This is a genomic window from Dokdonella sp., from assembly GCF_019634845.1.
GTDB lineage: Bacteria > Pseudomonadota > Gammaproteobacteria > Xanthomonadales > Rhodanobacteraceae > Dokdonella_A.
This window is the reverse complement of record NZ_JAHCAQ010000008.1, coordinates 94541-119863: the sequence shown is the minus strand read 5'-3', so window position 1 is coordinate 119863 and position 25323 is coordinate 94541. Positions and strand designations below refer to the sequence as shown.

Annotated in this window: 21 protein-coding genes and 7 tRNA genes; 23 read left to right on the top strand and 5 right to left on the bottom strand. The window is 68.6% G+C overall.

Annotated features, from left to right (window positions below; translation table 11 throughout):
* Positions 1-7: 7 nt before the first annotated feature.
* From KF903_RS07680 to KF903_RS07660, 5 genes are all read left to right on the top strand, one after another.
* A complete protein-coding gene (locus tag KF903_RS07680) occupies positions 8-1315 on the top strand; it encodes an acetylglutamate kinase (RefSeq protein WP_291213280.1) in 1308 nt (435 codons plus the stop codon).
* Positions 1316-1356: 41 nt separating this feature from the next.
* The gene (gene argC / locus KF903_RS07675; RefSeq protein WP_291213277.1) at positions 1357-2310 is read left to right on the top strand and encodes an N-acetyl-gamma-glutamyl-phosphate reductase; all 954 of its coding nucleotides are present in this window, start codon (positions 1357-1359) and stop codon (positions 2308-2310) included.
* Positions 2303-3598: an argininosuccinate lyase gene (locus tag KF903_RS07670; RefSeq protein ID WP_291213274.1), complete on the top strand. Its 1296-nt coding sequence runs from the start codon at positions 2303-2305 to the stop codon at positions 3596-3598. The genes argC and KF903_RS07670 overlap by 8 nt, the downstream gene beginning before the upstream one ends.
* A 72-nt stretch (positions 3599-3670) precedes the next feature.
* A complete protein-coding gene (locus KF903_RS07665) occupies positions 3671-4663 on the top strand; it encodes a PIG-L family deacetylase (RefSeq protein ID WP_291213271.1) in 993 nt (330 codons plus the stop codon).
* Positions 4664-4895: 232 nt separating this feature from the next.
* Complete coding sequence (locus KF903_RS07660; RefSeq protein ID WP_291213269.1) at positions 4896-5252, top strand: hypothetical protein; 357 nt, start codon at positions 4896-4898, stop codon at positions 5250-5252.
* A 98-nt stretch (positions 5253-5350) separates the two neighbouring features.
* On the opposite strand, the gene KF903_RS07655 is transcribed toward KF903_RS07660, so the two are convergent.
* Complete coding sequence (locus KF903_RS07655) at positions 5351-6292, bottom strand: DMT family transporter (protein WP_291213390.1); 942 nt, start codon at positions 6290-6292, stop codon at positions 5351-5353.
* 68 nt (positions 6293-6360) lie between these two features.
* On the opposite strand from KF903_RS07655, the gene KF903_RS07650 reads away from it, so the two are divergent.
* Positions 6361-7158: an aminotransferase class IV gene (locus KF903_RS07650; RefSeq protein ID WP_291213267.1), complete on the top strand. Its 798-nt coding sequence runs from the start codon at positions 6361-6363 to the stop codon at positions 7156-7158.
* A 215-nt stretch (positions 7159-7373) separates the two neighbouring features.
* Entirely contained in the window at positions 7374-8084 is a 711-nt protein-coding gene (locus KF903_RS07645; RefSeq protein WP_291213265.1) for a CsgG/HfaB family protein, read from the top strand.
* A gap of 345 nt (positions 8085-8429) precedes the next feature.
* On the opposite strand, the gene KF903_RS07640 is transcribed toward KF903_RS07645, so the two are convergent.
* The 4 genes from KF903_RS07640 to KF903_RS07625 form a co-directional block, all read right to left on the bottom strand.
* Positions 8430-9632 carry a glycoside hydrolase family 18 protein gene (locus KF903_RS07640; RefSeq protein ID WP_291213262.1) on the bottom strand — a complete coding sequence of 401 codons (1203 nt, stop codon included), beginning with the start codon at positions 9630-9632 and terminating at the stop codon, positions 8430-8432.
* 241 nt (positions 9633-9873) lie between these two features.
* A complete protein-coding gene (locus KF903_RS07635; protein ID WP_291213259.1) occupies positions 9874-11334 on the bottom strand; it encodes a pseudouridine synthase in 1461 nt (486 codons plus the stop codon).
* Positions 11331-12107 carry an SMC-Scp complex subunit ScpB gene (scpB, locus tag KF903_RS07630; RefSeq protein WP_291213256.1) on the bottom strand — a complete coding sequence of 259 codons (777 nt, stop codon included), beginning with the start codon at positions 12105-12107 and terminating at the stop codon, positions 11331-11333. Before scpB ends, KF903_RS07635 begins: the two co-directional genes overlap by 4 nt.
* A gap of 38 nt (positions 12108-12145) precedes the next feature.
* Complete coding sequence (locus KF903_RS07625; RefSeq protein ID WP_291213253.1) at positions 12146-13009, bottom strand: ScpA family protein; 864 nt, start codon at positions 13007-13009, stop codon at positions 12146-12148.
* A 336-nt stretch (positions 13010-13345) separates the two neighbouring features.
* On the opposite strand from KF903_RS07625, the gene KF903_RS07620 reads away from it, so the two are divergent.
* The 16 genes from KF903_RS07620 (at position 13346) to clpP (ending at position 25241) form a co-directional block, all read left to right on the top strand.
* Positions 13346-13645, top strand: coding sequence for a YciI family protein (locus tag KF903_RS07620; protein WP_291213250.1), 300 nt, complete (start codon positions 13346-13348; stop codon positions 13643-13645).
* Positions 13642-13908, top strand: coding sequence for a BolA family protein (locus tag KF903_RS07615; RefSeq protein WP_291213247.1), 267 nt, complete (start codon positions 13642-13644; stop codon positions 13906-13908). The genes KF903_RS07620 and KF903_RS07615 overlap by 4 nt, the downstream gene beginning before the upstream one ends.
* A gap of 80 nt (positions 13909-13988) precedes the next feature.
* Positions 13989-17489 carry a chromosome segregation protein SMC gene (gene smc / locus KF903_RS07610; RefSeq protein ID WP_291213243.1) on the top strand — a complete coding sequence of 1167 codons (3501 nt, stop codon included), beginning with the start codon at positions 13989-13991 and terminating at the stop codon, positions 17487-17489.
* Positions 17490-17512: 23 nt separating this feature from the next.
* Positions 17513-18244: a cell division protein ZipA gene (gene zipA / locus KF903_RS07605; protein WP_291213241.1), complete on the top strand. Its 732-nt coding sequence runs from the start codon at positions 17513-17515 to the stop codon at positions 18242-18244.
* An 11-nt stretch (positions 18245-18255) separates the two neighbouring features.
* Positions 18256-18768: a regulatory protein RecX gene (locus KF903_RS07600; protein WP_291213238.1), complete on the top strand. Its 513-nt coding sequence runs from the start codon at positions 18256-18258 to the stop codon at positions 18766-18768.
* A gap of 75 nt (positions 18769-18843) precedes the next feature.
* A complete protein-coding gene (alaS, locus tag KF903_RS07595; RefSeq protein WP_291213235.1) occupies positions 18844-21474 on the top strand; it encodes an alanine--tRNA ligase in 2631 nt (876 codons plus the stop codon).
* A 215-nt stretch (positions 21475-21689) separates the two neighbouring features.
* A complete protein-coding gene (gene csrA / locus KF903_RS07590; protein WP_291213232.1) occupies positions 21690-21902 on the top strand; it encodes a carbon storage regulator CsrA in 213 nt (70 codons plus the stop codon).
* An 89-nt stretch (positions 21903-21991) separates the two neighbouring features.
* Positions 21992-22084: transfer RNA gene (locus KF903_RS07585), tRNA-Ser, on the top strand.
* 186 nt (positions 22085-22270) lie between these two features.
* A tRNA-Arg gene (locus KF903_RS07580) sits at positions 22271-22347 on the top strand.
* 174 nt (positions 22348-22521) lie between these two features.
* Positions 22522-22598: transfer RNA gene (locus KF903_RS07575), tRNA-Pro, on the top strand.
* Positions 22599-22651: 53 nt separating this feature from the next.
* A tRNA-Arg gene (locus KF903_RS07570) sits at positions 22652-22728 on the top strand.
* 155 nt (positions 22729-22883) lie between these two features.
* Positions 22884-22960: transfer RNA gene (locus KF903_RS07565), tRNA-His, on the top strand.
* Positions 22961-22986: 26 nt separating this feature from the next.
* Positions 22987-23062, top strand: a tRNA-Lys gene (locus tag KF903_RS07560).
* Positions 23063-23125: 63 nt separating this feature from the next.
* Positions 23126-23210, top strand: a tRNA-Leu gene (locus KF903_RS07555).
* A 92-nt stretch (positions 23211-23302) separates the two neighbouring features.
* Positions 23303-24580 (top strand): trigger factor, encoded by a 1278-nt coding sequence (gene tig, locus KF903_RS07550; RefSeq protein WP_291213230.1) that lies wholly within the window; start codon positions 23303-23305, stop codon positions 24578-24580.
* 37 nt (positions 24581-24617) lie between these two features.
* Positions 24618-25241 (top strand): ATP-dependent Clp endopeptidase proteolytic subunit ClpP, encoded by a 624-nt coding sequence (clpP, locus tag KF903_RS07545; RefSeq protein WP_291213388.1) that lies wholly within the window; start codon positions 24618-24620, stop codon positions 25239-25241.
* Positions 25242-25323: the final 82 nt, after the last annotated feature.

The following is a 25323-nucleotide window of genomic DNA, read 5'->3' as shown; positions in this document are numbered from 1 at the left end:
GCTGACCATGACCGACCTGCGCCTGACGATCCTGCGGCTGCTGTCCAACATGGCCAGCACCAAGGAGATCCAGCAATATCTCAAGCGCTTTTCGCAGCTCGATGCGGCGCGCTTCGCCGTGGTCAAGGTCGGCGGTGCCGTGCTGCGCGACGAGCTCGAGGCGCTGGTGTCCTCGCTCGCGTTCCTGCAGCAGGTCGGGCTCACGCCGATCGTCGTGCACGGCGCCGGTCCGCAACTCGACGAGCGCATGCAGGCGGCCGGCATCGAGAAGCGCACCGTCGACAACCTGCGCGTCACCGACGCCGCCGTGCTCGCGATCGTGCGCCAGGTCATGCGCGAGGAAAACCTCAAGCTGGTCGAGGCGCTGCAGGCGCAGGGCGTGCGCGCCACCGCGATCCAGTCGGGCGTGTTCGAGGCCGAGTTCCTCGACCGCGACCTCTATGGCCTGGTCGGCAAGGTCGTGCGCGTGGACACCGACGGCATCCAAGCCGCGATCAAGGTCGGCTCGATCCCGGTGATCGCCTCGCTGGCCGAGACGCGCGAGGGACAGATCGTCAACGTCAACGCCGACTTCGCCGCCAACGAGCTGGTGCAGGTGCTGCAACCCTACAAGATCGTGTTCCTGACCGGCACCGGCGGCCTGCTCGACGAACGCGGCAAGATCATCGACTCGATCAACCTGTCGAGCGAATACGAGCACCTGCTGGCGCAGCCTTGGCTGGCCGGCGGCATGCGGGTCAAGCTCGAGCAGATCAAGGACCTGCTCGATGGCCTGCCGCCGTCGTCGTCGGTGTCGATCACGCGCCCGGCCGAGCTGGCCAAGGAACTGTTCACGCACAAGGGTTCGGGCACGCTGGTACGACGCGGCGAGCGCGTGCGGCGCGTGTCGTCCTGGGACGAGGTCGACTGCGGCCGTCTGCGCGAGCTCATCGAGTCGGCGTTCGGCCGCCGGCTGGTGCCCGACTACTTCGAGCGCACGCGCCTGTTGCGGGCCTACGTGAGCGAGAACTATCGCGCCGCCGTGATCCTCGTCGAGGATTCGGGCTACGTGTATCTGGACAAGTTCGCCGTGCTCGACGAGGCGCAGGGCGAGGGCCTCGGGCGTGCCGTGTGGCAGGTCATGCGCGAGGAAACCCCGCGCCTGTTCTGGCGCTCGCGCCACGGCAATGCGATCAATGCCTTCTACCACGACCAGAGCGACGGCTGCCTGCGCCTGCCGCGCTGGCGCGTGTTCTGGTGCGGGCTGGACGATTTCGCCGCGATCGAGCGCTGCGTGGCGCTGAGCGGCGCGCGCGCGCCGACCCTGCTCGACTGACATTTCTGGTGGCCGGCGCGGGCCGGCGAGGACACATGGCAATGGGCAACACGAAAACACTCGGCATCGTGGGCGCACGTGGCCATGTCGGTGCCGAGCTGATCCGGCTCGTGGTCGGCCATCCCGGGCTCGAGCTGGCCTTCGTTTCCTCGCGCGAGCTTGCCGGCACGCCGGTGCGCAGCCAGGTGGCCGAGTACGGCGGCGACCTGTGCTACGAGGACCTGTCGCACGAGGAAGTCGGCGCGCGGCGTGCCGATGCGGTCGTGCTGGCCCTGCCCAATGGCAAGGCCACGCCGATCGTGGCCGCGATCGCGGCGCAGCGGGCCGACAGCGTGGTCGTCGACCTGTCGGCCGACCATCGCTTCGATGACAGCTGGTACTACGGCCTGCCCGAGCTGACGCGCGCGCGCTACCGTGGTCAGCGCCACATCAGCAATCCGGGTTGCTACGCCACGGCGATGCAGCTCGTGATCGCGCCGCTCAAGGACGAGCTGGCAGCGCCGCCGGCCTGCTTCGGCGTGTCGGGATATTCGGGCGCCGGCACCACGCCGTCGGACAAGAACGATCCGGACAAGCTGCGCGACAACCTCATGCCCTATGCGCTCACCGACCACCTGCACGAACGCGAGGCCACGCGCCAGCTCGGCCTGCCGGTCGAGTTCATGCCGCATGTGGCGCCGCATTTTCGCGGCATTACGCTGACCGCGAACCTGTGGCTGCAGCAGCCGCGGCAGCAGGCCGAGCTGGTGAACCGCTATCGCTCGTTCTATGCCGATGAACCGCTCGTGCACGTGGTCGAGGCCGCGCCCTGGGTCAGCGCGATCGCCGGGCGCCACCATGTCGACATCGGCGGCATCACGCTGGCGCCGGGCGGCAAGCGTGTCGTGGTCGTCGCCACGATCGACAATCTGCTCAAGGGCGCTGCGACGCAGGCGCTGCAGAACCTCAACCTGGCATTCGGCTGGCCCGAGCTGGAGGGCATCCCCCATGACTGAGCTGCTGTGGCAAAAGGCCGGCATCGCGACCGACGAGCGCATCATGCGCTTCCTCGCCGGCGACGACGTGGTGCTCGATCGCGAGTTCTTCCTCCACGACATCGAAGCGAGCAAGGCCCATGTCGAGGGACTGGCCCGCATCGGCATCGTGAGCGAGGCCGAGTGCGCCGCATTGCTCGGCGAGCTCGACGCGCTGGGCGCCGATTTCCGCGACGGTCGCTTCGCGCTCGACGCGCGTTTCGAGGATGGGCACTCGGCGATCGAGGCGCGCCTCACCGAGCGTCTCGGCGACGCCGGCCGCAAGGTGCACACGGGGCGCAGTCGCAACGACCAGGTGCTGGTGGCCACGCGGCTGTGGCTCAAGGCGCAGTTGGCCGGGCTCGCGGGCCTGTGCCATGCGGTCGCTGGCGTGTGTCTGGCGCGCGCCGCCGACGCAGCGCTGCCGCTGCCCGGCTACACCCATCTGCAGCGCGCCGTGGTGTCGTCCACGGCGCTGTGGTGGGCGGGTTTTGCCGAGGCCTTCATCGACGACGCCGCGCGCGCGCGCGACACGTTGACCTGGATCGATGCGAACCCGCTCGGCACGGCGGCTGGCTATGGCGTCAACCTGGCGCTGGATCGCGACCACACCACGCGCGCACTCGGCTTTGCGCGCCTGCAGGTCAATCCCGTTTACGCGCAGCTCTCGCGCGGCAAGTTCGAGATCGCCGCACTCGATGCGCTCGGCGCGGCATTGCTCGACCTGCGCCGGCTGGCCTGGGACCTGTCCTTGTTCACGACCGCCGAATACGATTTCGTCAGGCTGCCGGCGCAGTACACCACCGGCAGCTCGATCATGCCCAACAAGCGCAACCCCGATGTGGTCGAGCTCATGCGCGCGAGCTACGCCGGCGTGGCCGCGGCGCGCAGCGAGATCGAACAACTGCTGTCGCTGCCCTCGGGCTACCAGCGCGACCTGCAGTTCAGCAAGGGCGCACTGGTGCGCGGGTTTGCGCGCGGCCTGGCCGCGCTCGCGCTGCTGCCTGACCTGCTCACGCGACTGCAGTGGAATGATGCGGCGATGCGCGCGGCAATCGAACCGGCCATGTATGCGACCGACGTGGCGATCGAGCAGGCCGTTGCCGGCGTGCCGTTTCGCGAGGCCTATCGCGCCGCCGCGGCAACCGCGGCCAGTGCGGGCGAGGGCAGGAGTCCACAGGCCAGTCTCGCTGCGCGCGTGTCTCCGGGTGCCTGCGCCGACCTGCGTCTGGCCGAGCTGCGCGAACGCTGGGCTCGGCTCGCACCTTGATTCGGCGCCGGCAAGGCGACGCCTCGGCTATGCTCGGCCGCCATGGCCATCGCCGCGTCGTCGCCCCCGTCCGTGTCCAGTCTTGAGTTCAGCCGTGCTGACCGCGTGCTCGTGGTGGCGCCGCATCCCGATGACGAAACCCTGGCCTGCGGCGAACTGATCCAGTGCGCGCTTGCCGCCGGTGCCAGCGTGCGCGTGTTGCTGGCCAGTGATGGCGACGACAATCCTTGGCCGCAGCGCTGGCTCGAACGACGATTGTGGATCGGTGCGGCTGCGCGGCGGCGATGGGGTGAGCGGCGGCGCGCCGAGGCGCTGGCCGCGCTCGAGGTCCTCGGCGCCGGTGCCATCGAGGTGCGCTGCCTCGGCTGGCCCGACCAGGGCCTGACGCGGGCACTGCTGGCCGATGACGCCGCGGTGACGCTGCTGGCCGCTGAACTGGGTACGTTCGCGCCGACGCAACTGGTCATGCCGGCGCTGGCCGACCGTCACCCCGACCACAGCGCGCTGCACGTCGCACTCGCGCTCGCCTTGCTGCGCACGCGCCTGCCGTGCCGATGCCTGCGCTATGGGGTGCATGGCGGCAGCGGCCCGACCGGGACGCCGCTGCCGAGTGCTCCGCCGCACCTGCAGCGCAAGTTGGCGGCGCTGGCTTGCCATGCGAGCCAGCTCGCACTCAGCCGCCGTCGACTGCTGGCCATCGCGCAGCGCCCGGAGTGGTTCGACCTTGCCGCGGCGCCGGCCGCAGATCCCGCCAAGGCGCTGGCCGAGCCGGTGATGCTGCGCCTGACTGCACAGGCGCGCTGGCCACTGCGCCACGAGTTGCTGGTGCTCGCGGCCAGCGCCGACGGCAGTGTCAGCCGCATCCGGGCGCCGCTGGGCCTGCCCGGACGCACGCCGTTCGCCATCGACACGGGCGCCGTGACGCTGCGACTGCAAGGCGGCGACCTGCAGCTCGCGCGGACCGGATCGACCTCGCCCCTGGTCGCGGTCTGGGCCAAGTTGCACCGCAGCGAACCGCGCCTGATCGTGTTCGATCGCGATGGCTGGCAGCAGGCAGAGGCCTGATTGTGCTGCGACTGCGGTTGGATTTGGGTGAGGGCTTCTGCTAGAGAAAACGCTAACAATCAATATGATAAGAAACATTTATAATGTTGATTGGCATTGCGTGTAACATTTTTCTTACGTCGACTGCACTATCCTCGGCGGTTCCGATCCTGTGTCGATTCCCCTGGCGCAACCCGCGCACCGGCCATGGCGCCGGATCGGCCATCTGTCTTTGTGAACAAGCGAGGTTGAGATGACCTACGACATCGGCATTGGTCGTTGCATGGAACTGGGCGACGACACGGTCGTCGTCAGGCTGGAGAGCGTGATGGTGCAGCGCCTGTCGCCGGGGTATCCCTGGCAGCGGCCCGGCACCACGACCCTGCGCCTGAAGCGCGACCTGTGCAGCACCTCGCGCCCGCCGCAGCCCGAGCAGGAGGTGTTCATCGATCGCGCCGCGCTGGCGCGCAAGTCGATGGGCGCGCTCGATCTGGCCGGCAACGGCAAGACGATCTCGGTCGACCTGCGCGCTTTGCTCGACAACCTCAATCCGCAACCTTCGGCCGGACCGCAGCCCAAGGGCGGTGCTCGCAAGGGTGGCGCGCGCTGAATTGGCTGCGACGCGGTCCTGCGTCGCAGAGTCTTTTATATCAAGGCGATACCACGGTTTCTTGTGGTGGATTGTCGGCTCTGTGCCGGGCGTCGGCGTCAGTCGACGAGCTGCTTGGCCTCGGCCGGGCCGACGATCTGGGCGTGCCTGACGCGGCCCCGCGATTCCAGCAACGGGTGCACGAACACGACACCGAGGATCAGTGCTGCGCCGAGGTAGAAGCGTGGCGTGAGCTCATGCTGCTCGCCCAGCAGCAGGGCCGCCAGTGCGATCGCGTAGACGGGCTCGAGGTTGGTGGCCAGTTGCGCCGCAAACGCGCTCATGTGGCGCAGCGCAACCAGTGACAGCGTGAACGGCAGCAGGGTGCAGGCGAGCGCCAGCGTCGCCAGCAGCACGGCGTCGTGCGCATCGGGCAGCGCGAATACGTCGCCCGCCAGCGGCGCGAACAGCCAAGGCAGGAGCGGGGCGATCGCGGTCACGGTCAACGTGCCCGCGCCCAATTCGAGCGCCGTCACCGCAAAGGCGTCGCCCTGTTCGACGAGGCGCTTGTTGAGCGAGCCGAACAGCGCCACGAGCAAGGCCGACACGGTGCCCACCGCCAGTCCGAGCTGCATCGAGGCCGGGATTCCACCGACCACGAGGGCGACGCCAGGCAGCGTCGCCACACCCAGGCTCAGCTCGCGCCACGAGAAGCGGCGCCGCGCGAGCCATGGCTCCAGCAGCGCGGTCATCGGTGTCGCCAGCGCGATGCAGGTCGCTCCGACCGAGGCGTTGGCGAGCTTGATCGAGCCGTAGAACGTGAACCAGTGCAGGGCGACCAGTACGCCGATGCCGGCGTAGGCGAGCGCGAGCCGCGGCGGGATCGCGCGCAGGCCGCGCCAGGTGCGCGGCACCAGCACGAGTGCGATCACCACGATCAGCATGCGCCACCACACCAGCGGCAGTGCCGACAGCGAAATGAGCTTGCCGAGGATGGCCGTGAAGCCCCACAGCAGGACGCAGAAATGGATTTGCCATTGCGCCTTGGCAGCGGGCGACAGGGTGCTCACGAATTGGTGACAATGCGGGCGGTGCAGGTGGCGCATCGTAGCGCAGGGGAGTCGGGCTGGTGACAGCGCCGCGCATGTGGTTCAACGGTCGGCCAGCGACACTCGACGATGTCGCCGCGCTGCTCACGACCAATTATGGGCATTTCACCGCGATGCAGGTGCGCAACGGGCGTGTGCAGGGGTTGCAGCGCCACTTGCAGCGCCTGCAGGACGCCACCCGGGCCTTGTTCGCCAGCGACCTCGACCTCGAGCGCGTTCGCGCGTGGCTGCGTGCGGCGGTGGGCAATGCCGATGCCTCGGTGCGGATCAGCGTCTATTCGCAGGCGTTCGATCGCGACCACCCGCTGCGCAGCGTGGCGCCCGACGTGCTGCTCGCGCTGGCGCCGCCACGCCGGATCGACGCCGCCTCGCTGCGCGTGTGCAGCATGCGCGTCGAGCGCGAAGCGGCCCAGCTCAAGCACCTGGGCAGCTTCGACCTGTTCCACCAGCGGCGCCAGGCCCAGCAGCTCGGCTTCGACGACGCATTGCTCGTGCGCGCCGACGGCGCGGTCGCCGAGGGCTCGGTATGGAACGTCGGCTTCTGCGACGGGCGCGGCATCGTTTGGCCCGACGCCCCGGCGTTGGACGGCATCGCCATGCAGGTGCTCAAAGCCGGGCTGGCCGAGCTCGGCGTGCCACAGTCGGTGCGGCGGGTCGAGCTGACCGAGGTGGGCGGCTTCGGCGGCGCGTTCTTCACCAACAGCACGCGTGCGGTAATGCCGCTGGCCGCCATCGACGCCGCGCCATTCGCGCTCGATCCGGCCTGGCGGGAGCTGCTCGAACGGGCGCTGGCCAGCCAGCCCTGGGAACGCCCCTGAGCGACCCGCGGTCGGTGAGGATCTTGACCGGGCGCGAGCGTGATGCAGTTCCCGCCCGGCGCGTGGCGCCGGTCCGCATCCGGCATCGAATCGTGCTGCTAGACTCTCGCCCGTTGCGATGGCGGGATGAGGCGGCGTCACGCAATCCCGCGCAGGCCGGGAGTGGCGGCCGCTACGGATCAGTTGCAGCCTTGGGTCCATTTGGGAGAGATCAGATGAAGAAGTCGTTGCTTGCCGTTGCCCTCGCCGTTACGGGCTTGGTGGCCAGCGCCAGCGCGTTTGCCGACAAGCCGGCGATCGGCGTGGCCGAGTTCAAGAATGAATCGGCGGCGGGCTGGTGGCGTGGCGGGGTGGGCTGGGAATTGTCGGGCATGCTGTCGAACGAACTCGCCAGTAGCGGGCACTTCCGCGTGGTCGAGCGCAACAAGCTCGAGAAGGTGCTCGAGGAACAGAATCTCGCCGCCTCGGGTCGCGTGCGGGCCGGCACCGGCGCCAAGATGGGGCAGGTGACAGGCGCCGACTATCTCGTGTTCGGTACCGTCACCGACTACGAGGAAAACACCGCCAGCACCGGTGGCGGCCTCAGTTTCAAGGGCATTTCGCTCGGCGGCAAGAAGTCCGAGGCCTACGTGCGCGTCGACGTGCGCGTGGTCAATGCCAGTACCGGTGACATCGAATTCTCGCGTGCGATCGAAGGGCGCAGCTCGGGTGGTGGCATCGCCGTGGGCGTCTACCGTGGCGGCTTCGGCGGCAACCTCGGCCACGAACAGAACACGCCGGCCGGCAAGGCCATCGGCGCCGCGCTGGTCGAAATCAGCGAATACCTCGATTGCGTGATGGTGGTGCGTGGCGGTTGCGAAGCCGAATACAACGCCAAGGAACAGAAGCGCCGCGCCGGCACCAAGAAGGCGCTCAAGCTCGACTGAGCCGGGCTGTACCCCGGAACGGTGGAATCAGGCAAGGCGGCGGGGCGACCCGCCGCCTTTTTTCATGGCCGGGCGGCGCCGTTCCACGCGCCAAGGCGTGCCCGTATCACCGCTGGCTGCTGCCCACCCACGCCGATTCGCGCCCATGGCCGCGGCGCTGGCATGTCCGGCCGAGGCGACGGCGCGGTGGGCGGGGCGGCAATCGGCTTGCCGGGGTCGGCGATGTGAGCATGGCGCCTGTCACTGCTGCGCAGCGATTGGGCAACGGCCAGGCGTGACGGCGCGCGCTGGACCCGCACCCAGGGAAGGACAACGGGCCGGCAGCAGCGCGCCGACGGGTTGGCTTCACTGGTTCAACGAGGTGCGCAAGGCCGTGAGCAGAGGATCGCGCTGTCCGACCGGCCGCGAGGCAATGTGGCCCTGGCCGACGGTCCAGATGATGATGCTGCCCAGTCCCTGCGCGCGCGCGTAAGCGCCCTTTTCAGCGACCGACTGCTCGTCGTCGTAGGAAACGAAGTTGCAGTTCTGCGGCCCCATCGCCGTCGATGAGGACAGGTACGGCACGCGGGCGGTGGCATCCCACATGCGCTTGGTTGCGACCGGATACTGCGTGACGACGTTGGCAAAGCTCATCACGCCGTCGTTGTGGTCGGCGGTGGTGCCGCCGGTCTGGCCCGGACCGGTCACGCCACGCCAGCAATAACCGTAGAAAGCCACGCCCATGCCAAGCTTCGCCGCCGGCACGCTGGCCGGTGCGGCGCGAAAGCCAAGGCGAATGCTCACGTCGACCGCCGACGGCGTGGCCGCGGTCGGCGGATTGGTGTTGTAGAGCGCGGAGTTGTGCCAGCTCTTCCAGCCGGTCCAGCCTTGCAGGGCGGAGCCGGCCATGTCGTAGGTCATGACGTTGATGCGGTCGAACAGCGGCGCGATCTCGTTCCAGTACGGGTCGGGCGTCATGTAGTTGGGGTTGAACCAGCCGACCGGAATCGTCAACAGCAAATTCGGGCGCGCTGCACGCAGGGCCTGCGCGAGCGCCTTGAGGCTGGCCCGGTCGCTGGCGCTGTCGAGTGGCTCCCAGTCGAGGTCGAGGCCGTCGTAGCCGTAGGCGTCGACGTCGGCGAGCAGGTTCGCGACGAAGGTGGCGCGGTGCGCCGGACTCGCCGCGTCGCTCCAGTTCATGTCCGAACAGACACCGCCGACGAGGTTGCAGGCGCCGCCGATCATGAGGATCGCCTTGCGCCCCGCTGCGTGCGCGGCGTTGACGGCGCTGTGGGCCCAGATCGGACCGTTGACCGCATCGATGTCGTAATCGTGCGAGAGCGTGCCGCCGGCAAGCGGCCGCTCGCGGCTGACCATGAGATGCGTGATCGCACCGAAATCGATCTCGCCGATCGGCAGCAAGGATTGTTCGTAGCCGGCCAGATAGCCCTGCACCCAGACCATGCGCTCGAAGCCGTTGACGAAGATTGCATCGCCCGCGGCGGGGCTGGTCGGTGTGTCGTCGGCCGCTGCGCTGATCGATGCCGCCGCGATCGTCAGAGCCGCCATCGTCCCGCGAAGAATACCCATCGCCATGCCACGATCTCCCATGGTCGGGCCGGCGACTGCCGGCCGCTGTGGCGTCATTACGTCAAAGCGCGTCGCCTGCGGACATGCGGCCTGCGCGGGACCGTTGCTGCGGCCGCCCGCGGCGACGACTTCGGCCCGCGAAGCGCCAGGGACAGGCACGCATGCGGCGTGGTGGGACAAGGATGCGGCGGTTGCCGCCGCCTGTCGCGATGCGCAGGCCTCAGCGCGGACGCGGCCCACGGCCGCGCTTGGGGCGATTGGGGCCGGGCGCGCGGTTGCCGCGATTGTCGTCGCGCCACGAGTTGCCGGGCGTGCCGTGCACATTGCCATGCACATTGCCGTGCACGTTGCCGCCGCGCGCCGGTGGCTTGCCGGGAGCGCGATTGCCGCCGCGCTCGTCGCGCTGGCGTGGCTGGAACTGGCCTGCCTGGAACGTCACCTCGGCCCCCGGTCGCGCGCCGCGCCGCTTGCGCCCGGGCTGTCCGGCGCTGTCGGGAAACCAACTGCGCAGAACCGCCGGGCTCAGGCCCGGTTCGGCCGCGATGACGGGATGTTGCGGCTTGCGCTGGCGACCCTGGCGCTGGCCCTGGCCCTGGCCGGGTGCGTTGCGATCCTGCCACGGCGTCTGCGCGCGTGCGCCGCGCGGTGCGCCCGGTCCCCTGCCGGGTTTGCCGGGCTTGCCGGCGCCACGGCGCTTGCGCTGCGGGTCGGATGCAGCGCGCCAGCCATCGTCACGTGCGCGGTCGAAGGCGGCGAATTCGCGCGCTTCCTCGTTGCGTGCGCCGGTCCAGGCCTGCTGGCTGGTGGCGGCGGGGCGGAATTCGGTCGGTGCCGCACGGCGCTGGCCGATCAGCGGCGCCAACGTGAGCCGCGGTTCGGCCCGCGCGATGCCGCTGCGCTCGCGCAGTTGTGCGACCTGTGCCGGGTCGAGCGCGGCGGACTGGCTGCGCAACAGCCCGCGCGGCAATTCCACGCTGCCGTAACGGATGCGCTTGAGGCGCGACACCATGAGCCCCTGCGATTCCCACATGCGACGCACTTCGCGATTGCGGCCTTCGCGGATGACCACGCGGAACCAGGAGTGGCTGTTGCCGCGGCTGATCACGCCGATTTCGTCGAAATGCGCCGGCCCATCTTCGAGTTCGACGCCGCTGCGCAGGCGCTCGATGACTTCATCGGGGACCTCGCCATGCACGCGGCAGATGTACTCGCGCTCGACGCCGGAACTGGGATGCATCAGGGCGTTGGCCAGTTCGCCATCGGTGGTGAGCAGCAGCAGACCGGTGGTGTTGATGTCCAGCCGCCCGACCGCGATCCAGCGCGCGCCCTTGAGTTGGGGCAACTGTTCGAACACGGTGGGGCGCCCTTCGGGGTCGTCGCGGGTGGCGACCACGCCGTCGGGTTTGTTGTAGAGCAGCACCTGGGCGTGCTCGGCGTTGTCGGCCACCACCACGAAGCGCTTGCCGTCCATCTCGACACGATCGCCGCTGTGCACGCTCTGGCCGATGCTGGCAACGGCGCCATTGATCTGCACGGCGCCAGCCTCGATGCGCGTTTCGAGCATGCGTCGTGAGCCGAGTCCGGCGTTGGCCAGCACCTTGTGCAGGCGTTCCTCGACCGCCGGCGTCGCGTCGGCGTCGCCGTGTTTGAGCTTGAGGATGGCGCGGGGTGGGGTGGTCATGGGCTGGTTTCCGGTGTGCGCGGCTGATCCGCGGCGGGGGCGGCGAGCGATTCGCTCGCGCCGGGGTCATTGGAGTCGGTGGTGGTGAAGTCCGCATCGACGGCGTGGTCGACGTCCTCGTCAGCGGTGGCGTCGAGGGTCTCGCCGTGGATGACCTCGGCGGCGTCGGCCGGGTCGGCATCGATGGCGATCGGCGCCGTGCCCAGTGGCGCGATGCCGTCGAATGCGAGCTGTTGCTCGATGTCCTCGAGATCGTGGATTTCGCCGAGCGTCGGCAGCTCTTCCAGCGATTTGAGCTGGAAGTAGTCGAGGAACTGGCGAGTGGTACCGAACAGGGCGGGCCGGCCCGGCAGGTCGCGGTGGCCGACCACGCGTACCCATTCACGCTCCTCGAGCGTGCGCACGATGTGGGTGGACACGGCCACGCCGCGGATCGCCTCGATCTCGGCGCGCGTGATCGGCTGGCGGTAGGCGATCAGGGCCAGCGTCTCCAGCAGCGCGCGCGAGTAGCGCGAGGGCTTCTCGGCCCACAGCCGCGCGATCAGGGCATGTTCCTCGCGCCGCACCTGGTAACGGAAACCGGAGGCGACCTCGACCAGTTCCACGCCGCGGCCGGCGCAGTCTTCCTGCAGCGACTGCAGTGCGTGCGCCAGCTGGTCGGGGGGCGGCATGTCGAACTCGTCGAACAGGCCGGCCAGTTGCGGGATCGTCAACGGGTGCGATGCCGCCAGCAGGGCCGCCTCGATGATGCGTTTGAGTTGGGGAGTTTCCATCCGAACGTCGGTTGCAGCGGGTGTGGGTGGGGCGGCGATCAGGTTGCTTCGCCGGCAGCAGTCGCCAGTGACTTGATGTAGATCGGTGCCAGGGCGACTTCCTGCACGATCTCGATGAGCTGTTCCTTGGCCAGTTCGAGCATGGCCAGAAAGGTCACCACCACGCCCAGGCGCCCTTCGCTGGTCTCGAACAGGCTCTCGAAGCGATGGAAACTGCCATCGCCGAGCGCCGCCAGCATGTCACTCATGCGGCTGCGCACGTTGAGCGTCTCGCGCCGGATCGCGTGGTGCCCATGCAGCTCGGCGCGCCGCATCACGTCCCTGAATGCGAGCAGCAGTTCGCGCAGGTCGACCGGCGGCGGCAGCCGGATCACGTTGCGGTCGTCGGTGGCGACGTGGGCCAGCGCGAAGTCGCGTTCCAGCCGCGGCAGCGTGTCGATGTCCTCGGCGGCCTTCTTGAAGCGCTCGTATTCCTGCAGGCGGCGCACCAGTTCGGCACGCGGGTCGACCTCGGCACCTTCCTCGGTCGGTGGCCGCGGCAGCAGCAGCCGCGACTTGATCTCGGCCAGGATCGCGGCCATCACGAGGTACTCGGCCGCGAGCTCGAGCTTCATCTCGTGCATCAGTTCGATGTAGTCGACGTACTGCCGCGTGATTTCGGCGATCGGGATGTCGAGGATGTCGAGGTTCTGGCGCCGGATCAGGTACAGCAGCAGGTCGAGCGGCCCCTCGAACGCGTCGAGGATGACCTCCAGCGCGTCGGGCGGGATGTACAGGTCCTGCGGAATTTCGAGCACGGGCTGGCCACGCACGAGCGCAAGCGGGATTTCCTGCTGCTGCGGCGGGGCTGCGAACGGCGAAGCCGGTTCAGGCGCGTTGGATGGTTGGGCAGTCTGGTTCATGCTCGTCCCATGAAGCCCGGCGCCTCACGACGCGGGTCAGCACAGGTCACAGCCGGTTACGACAGGGCGCCACCGGCACAAGCCCGGCGCGGCACCCGCAACGATACGGGACCGGACGCAACAGTCCGGCAACGACAAAACACTTCATCAAGACGGGACCGGTGGGCGGAGCGTGGCCGGCGTGGCAAGCGGCGGGTCCGACCGGTCGATACGCGCATAGCCTAAGCGCAAACGCGCACGCGCGCAATCGCCGCGCCAGTCATGGTGGCGGCGGCCCGCACAGCGACCGGCGCCGCGCATCGGGTAACATGATCGGCCGCCCACGGATGTGTTCCCATGCTGTACGCCATCATCGGCATCGATGTCCCCGACTCGCTGGCGCGGCGCGCGGCCGCACGACCGGCCCACGTGCTGCGGCTGGAGGCGTTGCGCAACGAGGGGCGATTGCTGCTGGCCGGGCCGTTTCCGGCCATCGACGGCACCGACCCGGGGCCGGCCGGTTACACGGGCAGCCTCATCGTCGCCGAGTTCGCCGATCTCGGCGCGGCCCGGGCCTGGGCCGATGCCGATCCTTACGTGACCGGCGGCGTGTACGCCAGCGTGTCGGTGCGGCCGTTCCGGCAGACCCTGCCATGAACGGGCGCGTCGAATCGATCCGTGCGCGCCTGACCACCCTGGCGCCGCTCGAACTGGTGGTCGAGGACGAGAGCCACCACCATGTCGGGCACGCCGGCGCGCGCGATGGTCGCGGACATTTCCGCGTGCAGATCGTCAGCGCGGCGTTTGCCGGCCTGGCACCGCTGGCGCGCCATCGCGTGGTCTATGCCGCGCTCGGCGAGCTGATGCAGACCGACATCCACGCGCTGTCGATCCAGGCGCGCAGTCCCAACGAAGTCTGAACCCGGATGCGCATCCGGGTTCGTCCAGTCAACATCCGGTGGTCGGCGTGCCGCGGCCACCCCGTCGAGGTAAGCGCTGCATGCGTCTGACAACGATCAAGCTGGCCGGATTCAAGTCGTTCGTCGATCCGACCACGTTGCATCTGCCGACCAACATGACCGGCGTGGTCGGTCCCAATGGCTGTGGCAAGTCCAACATCATCGATGCGATCCGCTGGGTGATGGGCGAGAGCGCGGCCAGCCGCCTGCGCGGCGATGCGCTCACCGACGTCATCTTTTCCGGCTCCAGCGGCCGCAAGCCGGTCGGCAGCGCGATGGTCGAGCTGCTGTTCGACAATTCCGATGGCGCGATCGCCGGTGAATACGCCAGCTACAACGAAATTTCGGTCAAGCGCGTGGTCAGCCGCGATGGCCAGTCGCAGTATTTCCTCAATGGCGTGCGCTGCCGTCGGCGCGACATCACCGACATCTTCCTCGGCACCGGCCTCGGGCCGCGCAGCTATTCGATCATCGAGCAGGGCATGATCTCGGAGATCGTCGAGGCCGACCCCGAGCAGTTGCGCAACCACCTGGAAGAAGCGGCCGGCATTTCCCGCTACAAGGAACGCCGCAAGGAAACCGAAAGTCGCATCAAGGCCACCCGTGAGAACCTCGACCGCGTGCGCGACGTGCGCGACGAGGTCGACAAGCAGCTCGAGCATCTCAAGCGTCAGGCGCGCACGGCCGAACGCTGGCAGCAGCTCAAGGCCGAGCAGAAGCGCAAGGAAGCCGAGGTCAGGGCGCTCGAGCTGCGTGCCGCGCAGGGCGAGCTCGACACCCATGCGGCCGCCCTGCGCAAGGCCGAACTCGCCATCGAACAGCGCATGGCGCAGCATCGCCACACCGAACTGGCGCTCGAGCAGGGGCGCGAGCAGCACGCGGCGGCTGCCGAGCAGGTCAATCAGGTGCAGGCGCAGGTGTACCAGGTCGGTGCCGAGATCGCGCGCATCGAGCAGCAGATCCAGCACCGCAAGCAGCTTGCCGAGCAGCTCGAGCGCGCGCGCGCGGAAACCGACCGCGCCCATGCCGAACTCAATGGCCATCTCGAGGCCGACGCGCAGCGCCACGCCGAAGCAGGCGCCGAGCTTGCCCAAGCCGAGCCGCAGCTGGAGACGCTGCGCGAGGCCGACGCCGCCGCGACCGAGGCCCTGCGCGAGGCCGAGGCACGGCTGGCGCAATGGCAGGGGCAATGGGACCAGCACACCCAGTCGACGTCGGCGGCGGGGCAGGCGGCCGAGGTCGAGCGCACGCGCATCGACTACCTCGACAAGCAGACCTTGGCGGCGGACCAGCGCCGCGTCGCGCTGGACGCCGAGCGTGCGGCGACCAACCTGGATGAGCTGGAGCAGGCGCTGGCGCAACTGGACCGCGACCACGACAGCCTGGGTGAGCAGGTGGCGCTGCTGACGGGTGGCCTCGACGAGCGGCGGCATGCCGCCGAGGCGGCGCTCGAAGCCGAACGCGCGACCCAGGCGGCGCTGTCGGCCGGTCGCAGCGAACGCGAGACGTTGCGCGGTCGGTTGGCCTCGCTGGAGGCGCTGCAGCATGCCGCGCTCGGCGAGGACGGCGCCGGTCAGGCCTGGCTGGCTGAACTCGGGTTGGGCGAGGCGCGGCGGTTGGGCGCCACGCTGCAGGTCGACGCCGGCTGGGAGCGTGCCGTCGAAACGGTGCTCGACGGCTGGCTGGACGCGGTCATGCTCGACGAGCCGCTGGCACACGCCGGAGAGCTGGGCAGTCTCGCCGGCAGCGACCTCGTGCTGATGGCGGCGCGCGCCGGCGGCAGCGAGGTCGCCGCCGATTCGCTCGCGGCACGGGTGCACGGACCGGCCGCCGCGCGCGCGCTGCTGGCGCGCGTGCGCTGCTGCGATTCACTGGCGCAGGCGCAGGCGCAGGCGGCGCAGTTGGCGCCGGGCGAATCGCTGGTGACGCCCGCGGGTGAGTGGTTCGGGCATGGCTTCGTGCGCGTGCAGCGCGGCGCCGGCGCCCAGATCGGCGTGCTGGCGCGCGAGCGCGAGATCCGCGAGGCCGGCGCGCGACTGGCTGCGCTGGAAGAGGAAATCCGCCTGCAGGGCGAGGCTCTGGAGGCGGGCAGGCAGCAGCGCATCGACGCCGAGCACGCACGCGAGGACGCCCAGCGCGAGCTTTACAGCGCGCACCGCCGGCTGGCCGAACTGGCGGGGCAAGTGCAGAGCCAGCGCGGGCGGATCGAGAGCGCCAGCGAACGCCAGCGGCGCATCGCGCAGGAGCTCGGCGAGGTTGTCGCCGCGCTCGACGCAGGCCGCGACCAGGCGCGCGAGGCGCGCAAGCGGCTCGAGGATGCGATCGAGCACATGAGCGGCCTCGAACGGCGCCGCCACGAACTCGACGGCGAGCGCCGCCAGTTGCTGGAGGCGCGTGAGGAAGCACGCATGAATGCCCGCGAGACCAGCGATCGCGTGCACCAGCTCGCGCTGTCGATCGAATCGCGGCGGACCACGGTGGCGGCGCTGCAGCAGTCGCTGTCGCGCATGCGCGACCAGCTCGACCAGTTGCAGGCGCGGCGCGAAGAGGTCGCGTTGCAGTTGGCCTCGTCCAACGACCCGCTGCCGGGGCTCGAGGACGAGCGTCAGCTTCATCTCAACCAGCGGCTGGTGGTCGACCGGCAGATGGTCGAGGTGCGCCAGACGCTGCAGGGGCACGACAACGAACTGCGCCGACTCGAACAGGAACGCCAGCAGTTCGAGCAGGGACTCACCGAGCAGCGCGAGGAGCTGGCCCAGTTGCGCCTGCGCGAGCAGGAATACCGCCTGCGCGCACAGGCCTTTGCCGCTGCCATCGCCGAGGCCGGGTTCGAGTTCGCGCAGCTCATCGACAGCGTGCCGGCCGACGCCGCAGTCGAGCGCTGGCAGGCCGAAGTGGCCGATCTGGAGCAGAAGATCCGCCGCCTCGAGCCGGTCAATCTCGCTGCGATCAGCGAATACGAGGAACAGGCGCAGCGCAAAACCTACCTCGACGCCCAGCTCGGCGACCTCGCCACCGCGCTGGAGACGCTCGAAGGCGCCATCCGCAAGATCGACAAGGAAACACGGGCGCGTTTCCGCGAGACCTTCGATCGCGTCAATGCCGGCGTGCAGGAGCTGTTCCCGCGCCTGTTCGGCGGCGGCCACGCCTACCTGGAGCTGACCGGCGAGGACCTGTTGTCGACGGGCGTGTCGATCATGGCGCGCCCGCCCGGCAAGCGCGTGACCTCGATCTCGCTGCTGTCGGGCGGCGAGAAGGCGATGACCGCGGTGGCGCTCGTGTTCGCGATCTTCCGCCTCAATCCGGCGCCGTTCTGCCTGCTCGACGAGGTCGATGCGCCGCTGGACGAGGCCAACGTCGGCCGTTTCTCGACGATGGTCAACGAGATGAGCGAGCACGTGCAGTTCATCTTCGTCACCCACAACAAGGCCACGATGGAGGCGGCGCGCCAGTTGTGCGGCGTGACCATGCGCGAGCCGGGCGTATCGCGGCTGGTGCAGGTGGATCTGGAGGAAGCGGCTAAACTGGCTGGCGCGGCATAGGCCGTGCCCATGGAGTCATCGACATGACGTGGAACCCGGCGGTCGGCATCCCCTTGCTCCTGGCAGGCGCGGTCGTGCTGGCCCTCATCTACGTGTTCGGGCGGCCGCGGCGCCCGCAGCAGGGCGAGCGGCGACCGGCGCGACCGGCCGACCGCGACGAGCGCATCGAGCCGACGCTTGGCGAGGCCGTCGAGGACGGCGAGCCGACCCAGGGCGAGCTCGACGTGTCGCTCATCGACGAGGGGGCCGCGCCGAGCGAGCCGCAGGTCGCGCGCCAGCGCCCGCCCGTGGGCGTACGCCCCGACCAGCCGATCGAGCGCATCGTCACCCTGTTCGTCGCGGCACGCACCGGTGACCTGCTCAGCGGCGCCGATGTGGTGGTCGCCGCCGAAAAGGCCGGGCTCGAATTCGGTGACATGGGCATCTTCCATCGCCTCGCGCTCGGCAAGAAGGTCGACGGGCCGATCTTCAGCATGGCCAACATGGTCAAGCCCGGCAGCTTCGACATGGCGCGCCTCAATGACGTGTGCACCCCTGGGCTGACGCTGTTCATGACGCTGCCGGGACCGCTGCCTGCGCTCGATGCCTGGGAAATGATGCTGCCGACCGCGCAGCGCCTGGCCGAACTGCTCGATGCGCAGGTGCTCGACGAGGATCGCAATGCGCTCGGCCGCCAGCGCATCGCGCATGTGCGCGACGAGCTGCGGGCCTGGGATCGCGAGCAGGAACGCGCGCGCATCCGCGCCGGGTATTGAGGGCCGCGCGGATGAGTCCGTCGCGGCGCAGGCCGGCACAGCAGCGCAGCGACAATGCCGCATCGCGTGACGGTTATTCCGATGCGCTGCAGATGCTGGCGCGACGCGAACACTCGACGCGGGAACTGGCCACCCGGCTGGCGCGGCGCGGCCATGACGCCGACGAGGCGGAGGCGGCCATCGCGCGCCTGCGCGAGCAGCATTACCAGAGCGACGAGCGTTTTGCCGCGGCCTTGGCCCGCCACCGCGCGGGGCAGGGATATGGCCCGCTGCGCATCCGCGCCGAACTCAGAAGCCATGGCCTGGCCGAGGCGGCGATCGGCGGCGCCCTCGACGAACTGGGCGCCGACTGGCTGGCCAATGCGGCCGCGCAATTGCGTCGCCATGCGGGCGGCAAGGCCATCACGGGTGCGGCGGCGCGGGCCCGCGCCGCCGCCTTTCTCTTGCGTCGCGGCTTCGATGCGGCGACAGTACGTGCCCTCACGCGCGCCGACCTGGCCGACCCGGACGCGGAGCCGGCTTGATCGCTCCGTTGCCTGGCGCCATCTTCGGCGTGCCCGCCGGTTCCGGCATTCCCTCGATTCCAGCCTGCATTGCGCATGAAAACCGCCGACATCCGCTCCGCGTTCCTCGATTTTTTCCGTGGCAAGGGCCACACCATCGTGCCGTCGAGCTCGCTGGTGCCCGCCAACGACCCGACCCTGCTGTTCACCAACTCGGGCATGGTCCAGTTCAAGAACGTGTTCCTCGGCAGCGAGAAGCTCAAGTTCGTGCGTGCGGCCGACGTGCAGCGTTGCCTGCGTGCCGGCGGCAAGCACAACGATCTGGATTCGGTCGGTTACACCGCGCGCCACCACACCTTCTTCGAGATGCTCGGCAACTGGTCCTTCGGCGACTACTTCAAGCGCGAGGCGATCGAGTGGGCCTGGGAGTTCCTGACCGGCGTGCTCGGCCTCGATCCGCAGCGGCTGTGGGTGACGGTCTACCACACCGATGACGAAGCCTATGGCATCTGGCGCGACACGATAGGGATTCCAGCCGCGCGCATCGTCCGCATCGGTGACAACAAGGGCGCGGCATACGCTTCGGACAATTTCTGGCAGATGGCCGACACCGGTCCCTGCGGACCCTGCACCGAAATCTTCTACGACCACGGCGCCGACATCGCCGGCGGGCCGCCCGGTTCGCCCGACGAGGACGGCGACCGCTACATCGAGATCTGGAATCTCGTGTTCATGCAGTTCGACCGCGCGGCCGATGGCACGCTGGCGCCGTTGCCGGCGCCCTGCGTCGATACCGGCATGGGTCTGGAGCGCCTCGCCGCGGTCCTGCAGCACGTTCATTCCAACTACGAAATCGACCTGTTCCAGCAGCTCATCGCCGAGGCGGCGCGTCTGACCGCCACCCGCGACCTCGAGAACAAATCGCTGCGCGTCATTGCCGATCACATCCGCGCGTGTGCGTTCCTGCTCGTCGATGGCGTGCTGCCGTCCAACGAAGGGCGCGGCTACGTGCTGCGCCGGATCATCCGCCGCGCGCTGCGCCATGGCTGGATGCTCGGCCAGAAGCAACCATTCTTCCACGCCATGGTGCCGACGCTGGTGGCGGTGATGGGCGATGCCTACCCGGAGCTGCCGGCACGGCGCGAACTGGTCGAGCGCGCGCTCAAGGCCGAGGAAGAGCGTTTCGGCGAGACGCTCGAGCAGGGCATGAAGGTGTTCGAGGAGGTGGCCGTCAGGGCCGGCGGCACGATCCCGGGGGAGGCCGCGTTCCGGCTCTACGACACCTACGGGTTTCCGGTCGATCTCACTGCCGACATCGCGCGCGAACGCGGACTGGCGGTCGACATGGCCGGCTTCGAGGCAGCGATGGAACAGCAGCGCGAGCGCGCGCGAGCGGCGAGCCACTTCGACAGCAAGGTCACGTTGCCGGCGGAACTGGCCAGCGTTCTTGCACCGACACGCTTCCTCGGCTACGAGGCCTTGTCAGCGAATGGTGCGATCGTGCGCGCAATCGTGCGCGAGGGTCGGGCAGTCGAAACCCTGCACGACGGCGAACAGGCCGTCGTCATCCTCGATCGCACGCCGTTCTACGCCGAATCGGGTGGTCAGGTCGGTGATACCGGCGTGCTGGCGAACGCCGAGGGGCGTTTCGAAGTGGCCGACACGGTCAAGCTCGGCGGCGTGTTCCATGCGCACCTCGGTCGCTGGCACGGTGCGCCGCTGCCGACGGGCGCACAGCTCGACGCCCAGGTCGACGCCGCGCGTCGCCAGGCGATCGTGCTCAATCATTCGGCCACCCACCTGCTGCATGCGGCGCTGCGCCAGGAGCTTGGCACGCATGTGCAGCAGAAGGGCTCGCTGGTGGCAGCCGATCGGCTGCGCTTCGATTTCGCACATTTCCAGCCGATCACGGCGGCGGAGCTGCGCCGCATCGAGGAGCTCGTCAACAGCGAGGTGCGGCGCAACGTGGTGGCCGAAGTGCGCGAGATGGCCTATCAGGACGCGCTCGACTTCGGTGCCATGGCGTTGTTCGGCGAGAAATACGGCGATGAGGTGCGGGTGCTGAAGATGGGCCAGTTCTCGACCGAGCTGTGTGGTGGCACGCATGTGGGGCGCACGGGTGACATCGGCCTGTTCAAGATCGTGTCCGAGGGCGGCGTGGCCGCCGGCGTGCGCCGCATCGAGGCCGTGACCGGCGCCGCGGCACTGGCCCATGTGGCGGCCGAAGAGGCGCGCCTGGAGGCACTCGCGGAACTGCTGTCGGGCAGCGGTGACGAGGTGGTCGACAAGCTGCGCCAGCTGTTCGAGCGACAGAAGCGGCTCGAGCGCGAACTGGAGTCGTTCAAGGCCAAGGCCGCCAGTTCGGCGACCCAGGATCTGGCTGCTGCGGCGCAGCGCATCGGCGCCGTCGCGGTGGTGGCGGCGCGCGTCGACGGGCTCGACGTCAAGGCGCTGCGCGAAGGCGTGGACCAGCTCAAGAACCGCCTCGGCGATTGCGTGGTGCTGCTCGCCGCCGGCGCCGACGGCAAGGCCAGCCTGATCGCCGGCGTGCACGGCGCGGCGCTGGCAAGGGTCAAGGCCGGCGACGTGGTCGCACACGTGGCTCGTCAGATCGATGGCAAGGGCGGCGGTCGACCCGACTTGGCGCAGGGCGGTGGCGCCGACTCGGCGGCGCTCGATGCTGCACTGGCGGCGCTGCCGGTGTGGCTGGAATCAAAATTGCTGTAAGCATCGCGCTGGCATGACCATCGTTCGTTGCGTGGTGCAATGGCCTTGGTTAGTATCGGGCGGCCTGTCGGTGCCGGCGGCGAGGGATCGATCAGGCAGTCGACAAGAGGGCGTCCAACGCCCCTGGCAATGGACCGCTCGATCGGGTGGTCGGCAGTACTGCGGCTTGACGTGCGGCACACAGACCGGACGCGTGCCGAATCAAGGAGAGCCAAATGCTGATCTTGACTCGCCGCGTAGGCGAGACTTTGATGATAGGTGACGAGGTGACCGTCACCGTGCTGGGTGTCAAGGGAAATCAGGTGCGTATCGGCATCAACGCACCCAAGGACGTGGCCGTGCATCGCGAAGAGATCTACCAACGGATCAAGCGTGAGCTTGCGCCTGGCGAGCTGGCCCACCCCGATGCGGACAAGGCGTCCGACTGATTGCTTTTGACCGCGCGCGTCGCGACCGGTATGCTCCGCAGCCCGTTGCGGCAGCGGTGTGGTTGCTGCGGCTTGCGGGATGTGACAACGGAGAGATGCCCGAGAGGCCGAAGGGGCTCCCCTGCTAAGGGAGTATAGGGTCAAAAGCTCTATCGAGGGTTCGAATCCCTCTCTCTCCGCCAGTATCATGCGATGCGTCCATCGTGCTGTGGCGGCGGCATGGTGCGTTATCCGGTTCACGCATCGTGCGATGCAACGAAACGGTTGACGCGCGACGGCGCAATCAGAATAATCGCGCGCCTTCGTCGGCTGGCGCCGATGAAGCATGCGAAGCGGTGCCGCGGTACCGTTTCGCGCGAGCAGACAATGCGCCCGTAGCTCAGCTGGATAGAGCACCAGGCTACGAACTTGGGGGTCGGGAGTTCGAATCTCTCCGGGCGCGCCATGCAATCCCAAGGGTGCTTCGGCACCCTTTTGATTTTTTGGTCGGTCACGCCGATGGTGGCCGGGTGACAGGCCGCTGCGCGATGGTCGTTGCGCGTTGGCGGTGAGGCGATTGACGATGCGCGATGGCGTTCGTACCATTGCGGGCTGTCTTGACGTATGAGCGGCGGCGTTCCGGGGTATAGCGCAGTCTGGTAGCGCGCCTGCTTTGGGAGCAGGATGTCGGGGGTTCGAATCCCTCTACCCCGACCATCGCGGCGATCGCACGTCGAGCAGTGGCAGGACGATGGTCAGCGGCTTGTGATGCGCCCGTAGCTCAACTGGATAGAGCATCGGCCTTCTAAGCCGACGGTTGCAGGTTCGAGTCCTGTCGGGCGCGCCAGTACTTCGCGCAGTGTCGCCACGGCGGCACATGCGCGGTGCGGTGATTGCCGACAGGCTGACGTGGTGGGTCGAGGTGGGCGCCGGTGCGGCGCGTGCCAGTCGACAGGATGTCGCCACGGACCGCGCCAGGGATGGAGCGGGTGCGGGTTGCTGGTGGACGTAGCTCAGCTGGTTAGAGTACTGGATTGTGATTCCAGTTGTCGTGGGTTCGAGTCCCATCGTCCACCCCATTTTCGTTACAATAGACGTTTCATGTGGGCCGTTAGCTCAGTTGGTAGAGCAGGAGACTCTTAATCTCTTGGTCCTAGGTTCGAGTCCTAGACGGCCCACCATTTTTTTCTGACGCTGCGTTCCGGCGACTCGCGCACGGCGTGCACGCGGCGGGGTCCGACCGGGCGAAAGTGGCGAAACTGGTAGACGCACCAGATTTAGGTTCTGGCGGGGCAACCCGTGAGAGTTCGAGTCTCTCCTTTCGCACCACGCCATCCCGTTGGGTACTCGTCGCTGTGACCGCTCCGGCTGCCCCGGATCGTGGACGTCGCTGTTGATTGAAGATCGTCCAGAGGAACATCATGCAAGTCTCGATCGAAAACGTCGGCTCGCTCGGCCGCAAGCTCACGATTCGCCTTCCCGCACAGCGCCTCGAGGACACCATCCGGACGCGTCTGGTGGAAATGAGTCGCACCGTGCGCCTCAAGGGCTTCCGTCCCGGCAAGGTGCCGACCAAGGTGATCGAGCAGCGCTTTGGCGGGCAGGTGCGCAACGAGGCGCTGTCGGACATGATCGGCTCGAGCTTCCAGGAAGCGATCGCGCAGGAAAAGCTGCGCCCGGCCGTGCAGCCGTCGATCGCCACCACCGGCCGCCCCGACAATGGCGAGATCGAATACACGGCAACCTTCGAGGTGCTGCCCGAAATCGGCAAGCTCGACGTTGCGGCGCTGGAAATCGTCAAGCCCACCGCGACGGTGACCGAGGCCGATATCGACCAGATGATCGACACCCTGCGCCTGCAGCGGCGCACGTGGTCGCCGGTCGAGCGCGCGGCGCGCGAGGGCGACATGGTGCTGTTCGAGTACGCGGCGCAGGGCGAGGGTTTCCGTCATCCCGAGAGCGGCATGGATCGCGTCGGTGCGGTGCTCGGTTCGGGCGCCTATTCCAAGGCGCTGGAGGACCGTATCGCCGGCCATGCGGCAGGCGAGGAGTTCAAGGCCCACGTCGATTTTCCGCAGGATGCGCGCACGCCGGCGCTGGCCGGCAAGTCGGCCGATGTCGAGGTCAGGCTCGTGCGCGTGCAGGAAGCCACCTTGCCGGCGGTCGATGACGCCTTCGTCGCCAGCTTTGGTGTCAAGGACGGCGGCATGCAGCGGTTCCGCGAGGACGTGCGCGCCAATCTCGAGCGTGAGCTCAAGAACGTGCTGATGTCGCGCCTCAAGGCCGACGCGCTCGACAAGTTGGTGGCGGCGCACCCGGAGCTGGAAATCCCGCAGGGCCTCATCGAGGCCGAGGCGCGCCAGCTGGCGCAGCAGGGTGGGGCGCAGGCCAGCCAGGCCATGCTCGAGTTCGTGCCCACCGCACGGCGTCGCGTTGCGGCTGGCCTGCTCATCGCCGAGCTGGCGCGGCAGAACGAGATCCGTCTCGATGCCAAGCGCGTTCGCGAGGCGCTGGCGATGATCGCCTCGACCTACGAGGAACCCGAGCAGGTCGTTGAACTGTATTCGCGTGACCCCCAGTTGATGGGGGCACTGCAGAACCGCGTGATGGAAGACCAGGTCGTCGAATGGCTGGCCGAACACGCGCGCTGCAGCGAACAGCAGCTCAGCTTCAGCGATGTCATGCGACCGGGTGCCTGAGCCACCCGGCTTCCCGGAGAACGTGATGCCCAGCCAGATCAGTCCCGCCACCAGCCTCAACCTCGTGCCGATGGTGGTCGAACAGACCTCGCGCGGCGAGCGTGCCTACGACATCTATTCGCGCCTGCTGAAGGAGCGCGTGGTGTTCTGCGTGGGCCCCATCGACGACTACATGGCCAACGTCATCGTCGCGCAGTTGCTGTTCCTGGAGTCGGAGAACCCCGACAAGGACATCAACCTCTACATCAACAGCCCCGGTGGGGTGGTGACCGCCGGGCTGGCGATCTACGACACGATGCAGTACATCCGTTGCGATGTCAGCACGATGTGCGTGGGCCAGGCGGCCAGCGCCGCCTCGCTGCTGCTGATGGCCGGCGCCAAGGGCAAGCGCTACGCCTTGCCGAACTCGCGCGTGATGATCCACCAGCCGTCGGGCGGTGCGCAGGGCCAGGCCACCGACATCGAGATCCAGGCCCGCGAGATCCTCTACCTGCGCAGCCGGCTCAACAACATCTACGTCCAGCACACCGGCCAGCCGATCGAGCAGATCGAACGCGACATGGAGCGTGACCGCTTCATGAGCGGCGACGACGCCAAGGCCTACGGCCTCATCGACGCCGTGCTCGACCGACGCGTGCCCGAGGCGACCCCGGCCGCCTGAGCGCCGGCTCCACCGGCACCAAACCGCCACGGCACGGCTCCCGGCATGGGGGCCGCGCTGTGTTATTCTGCCGCCGCATTTG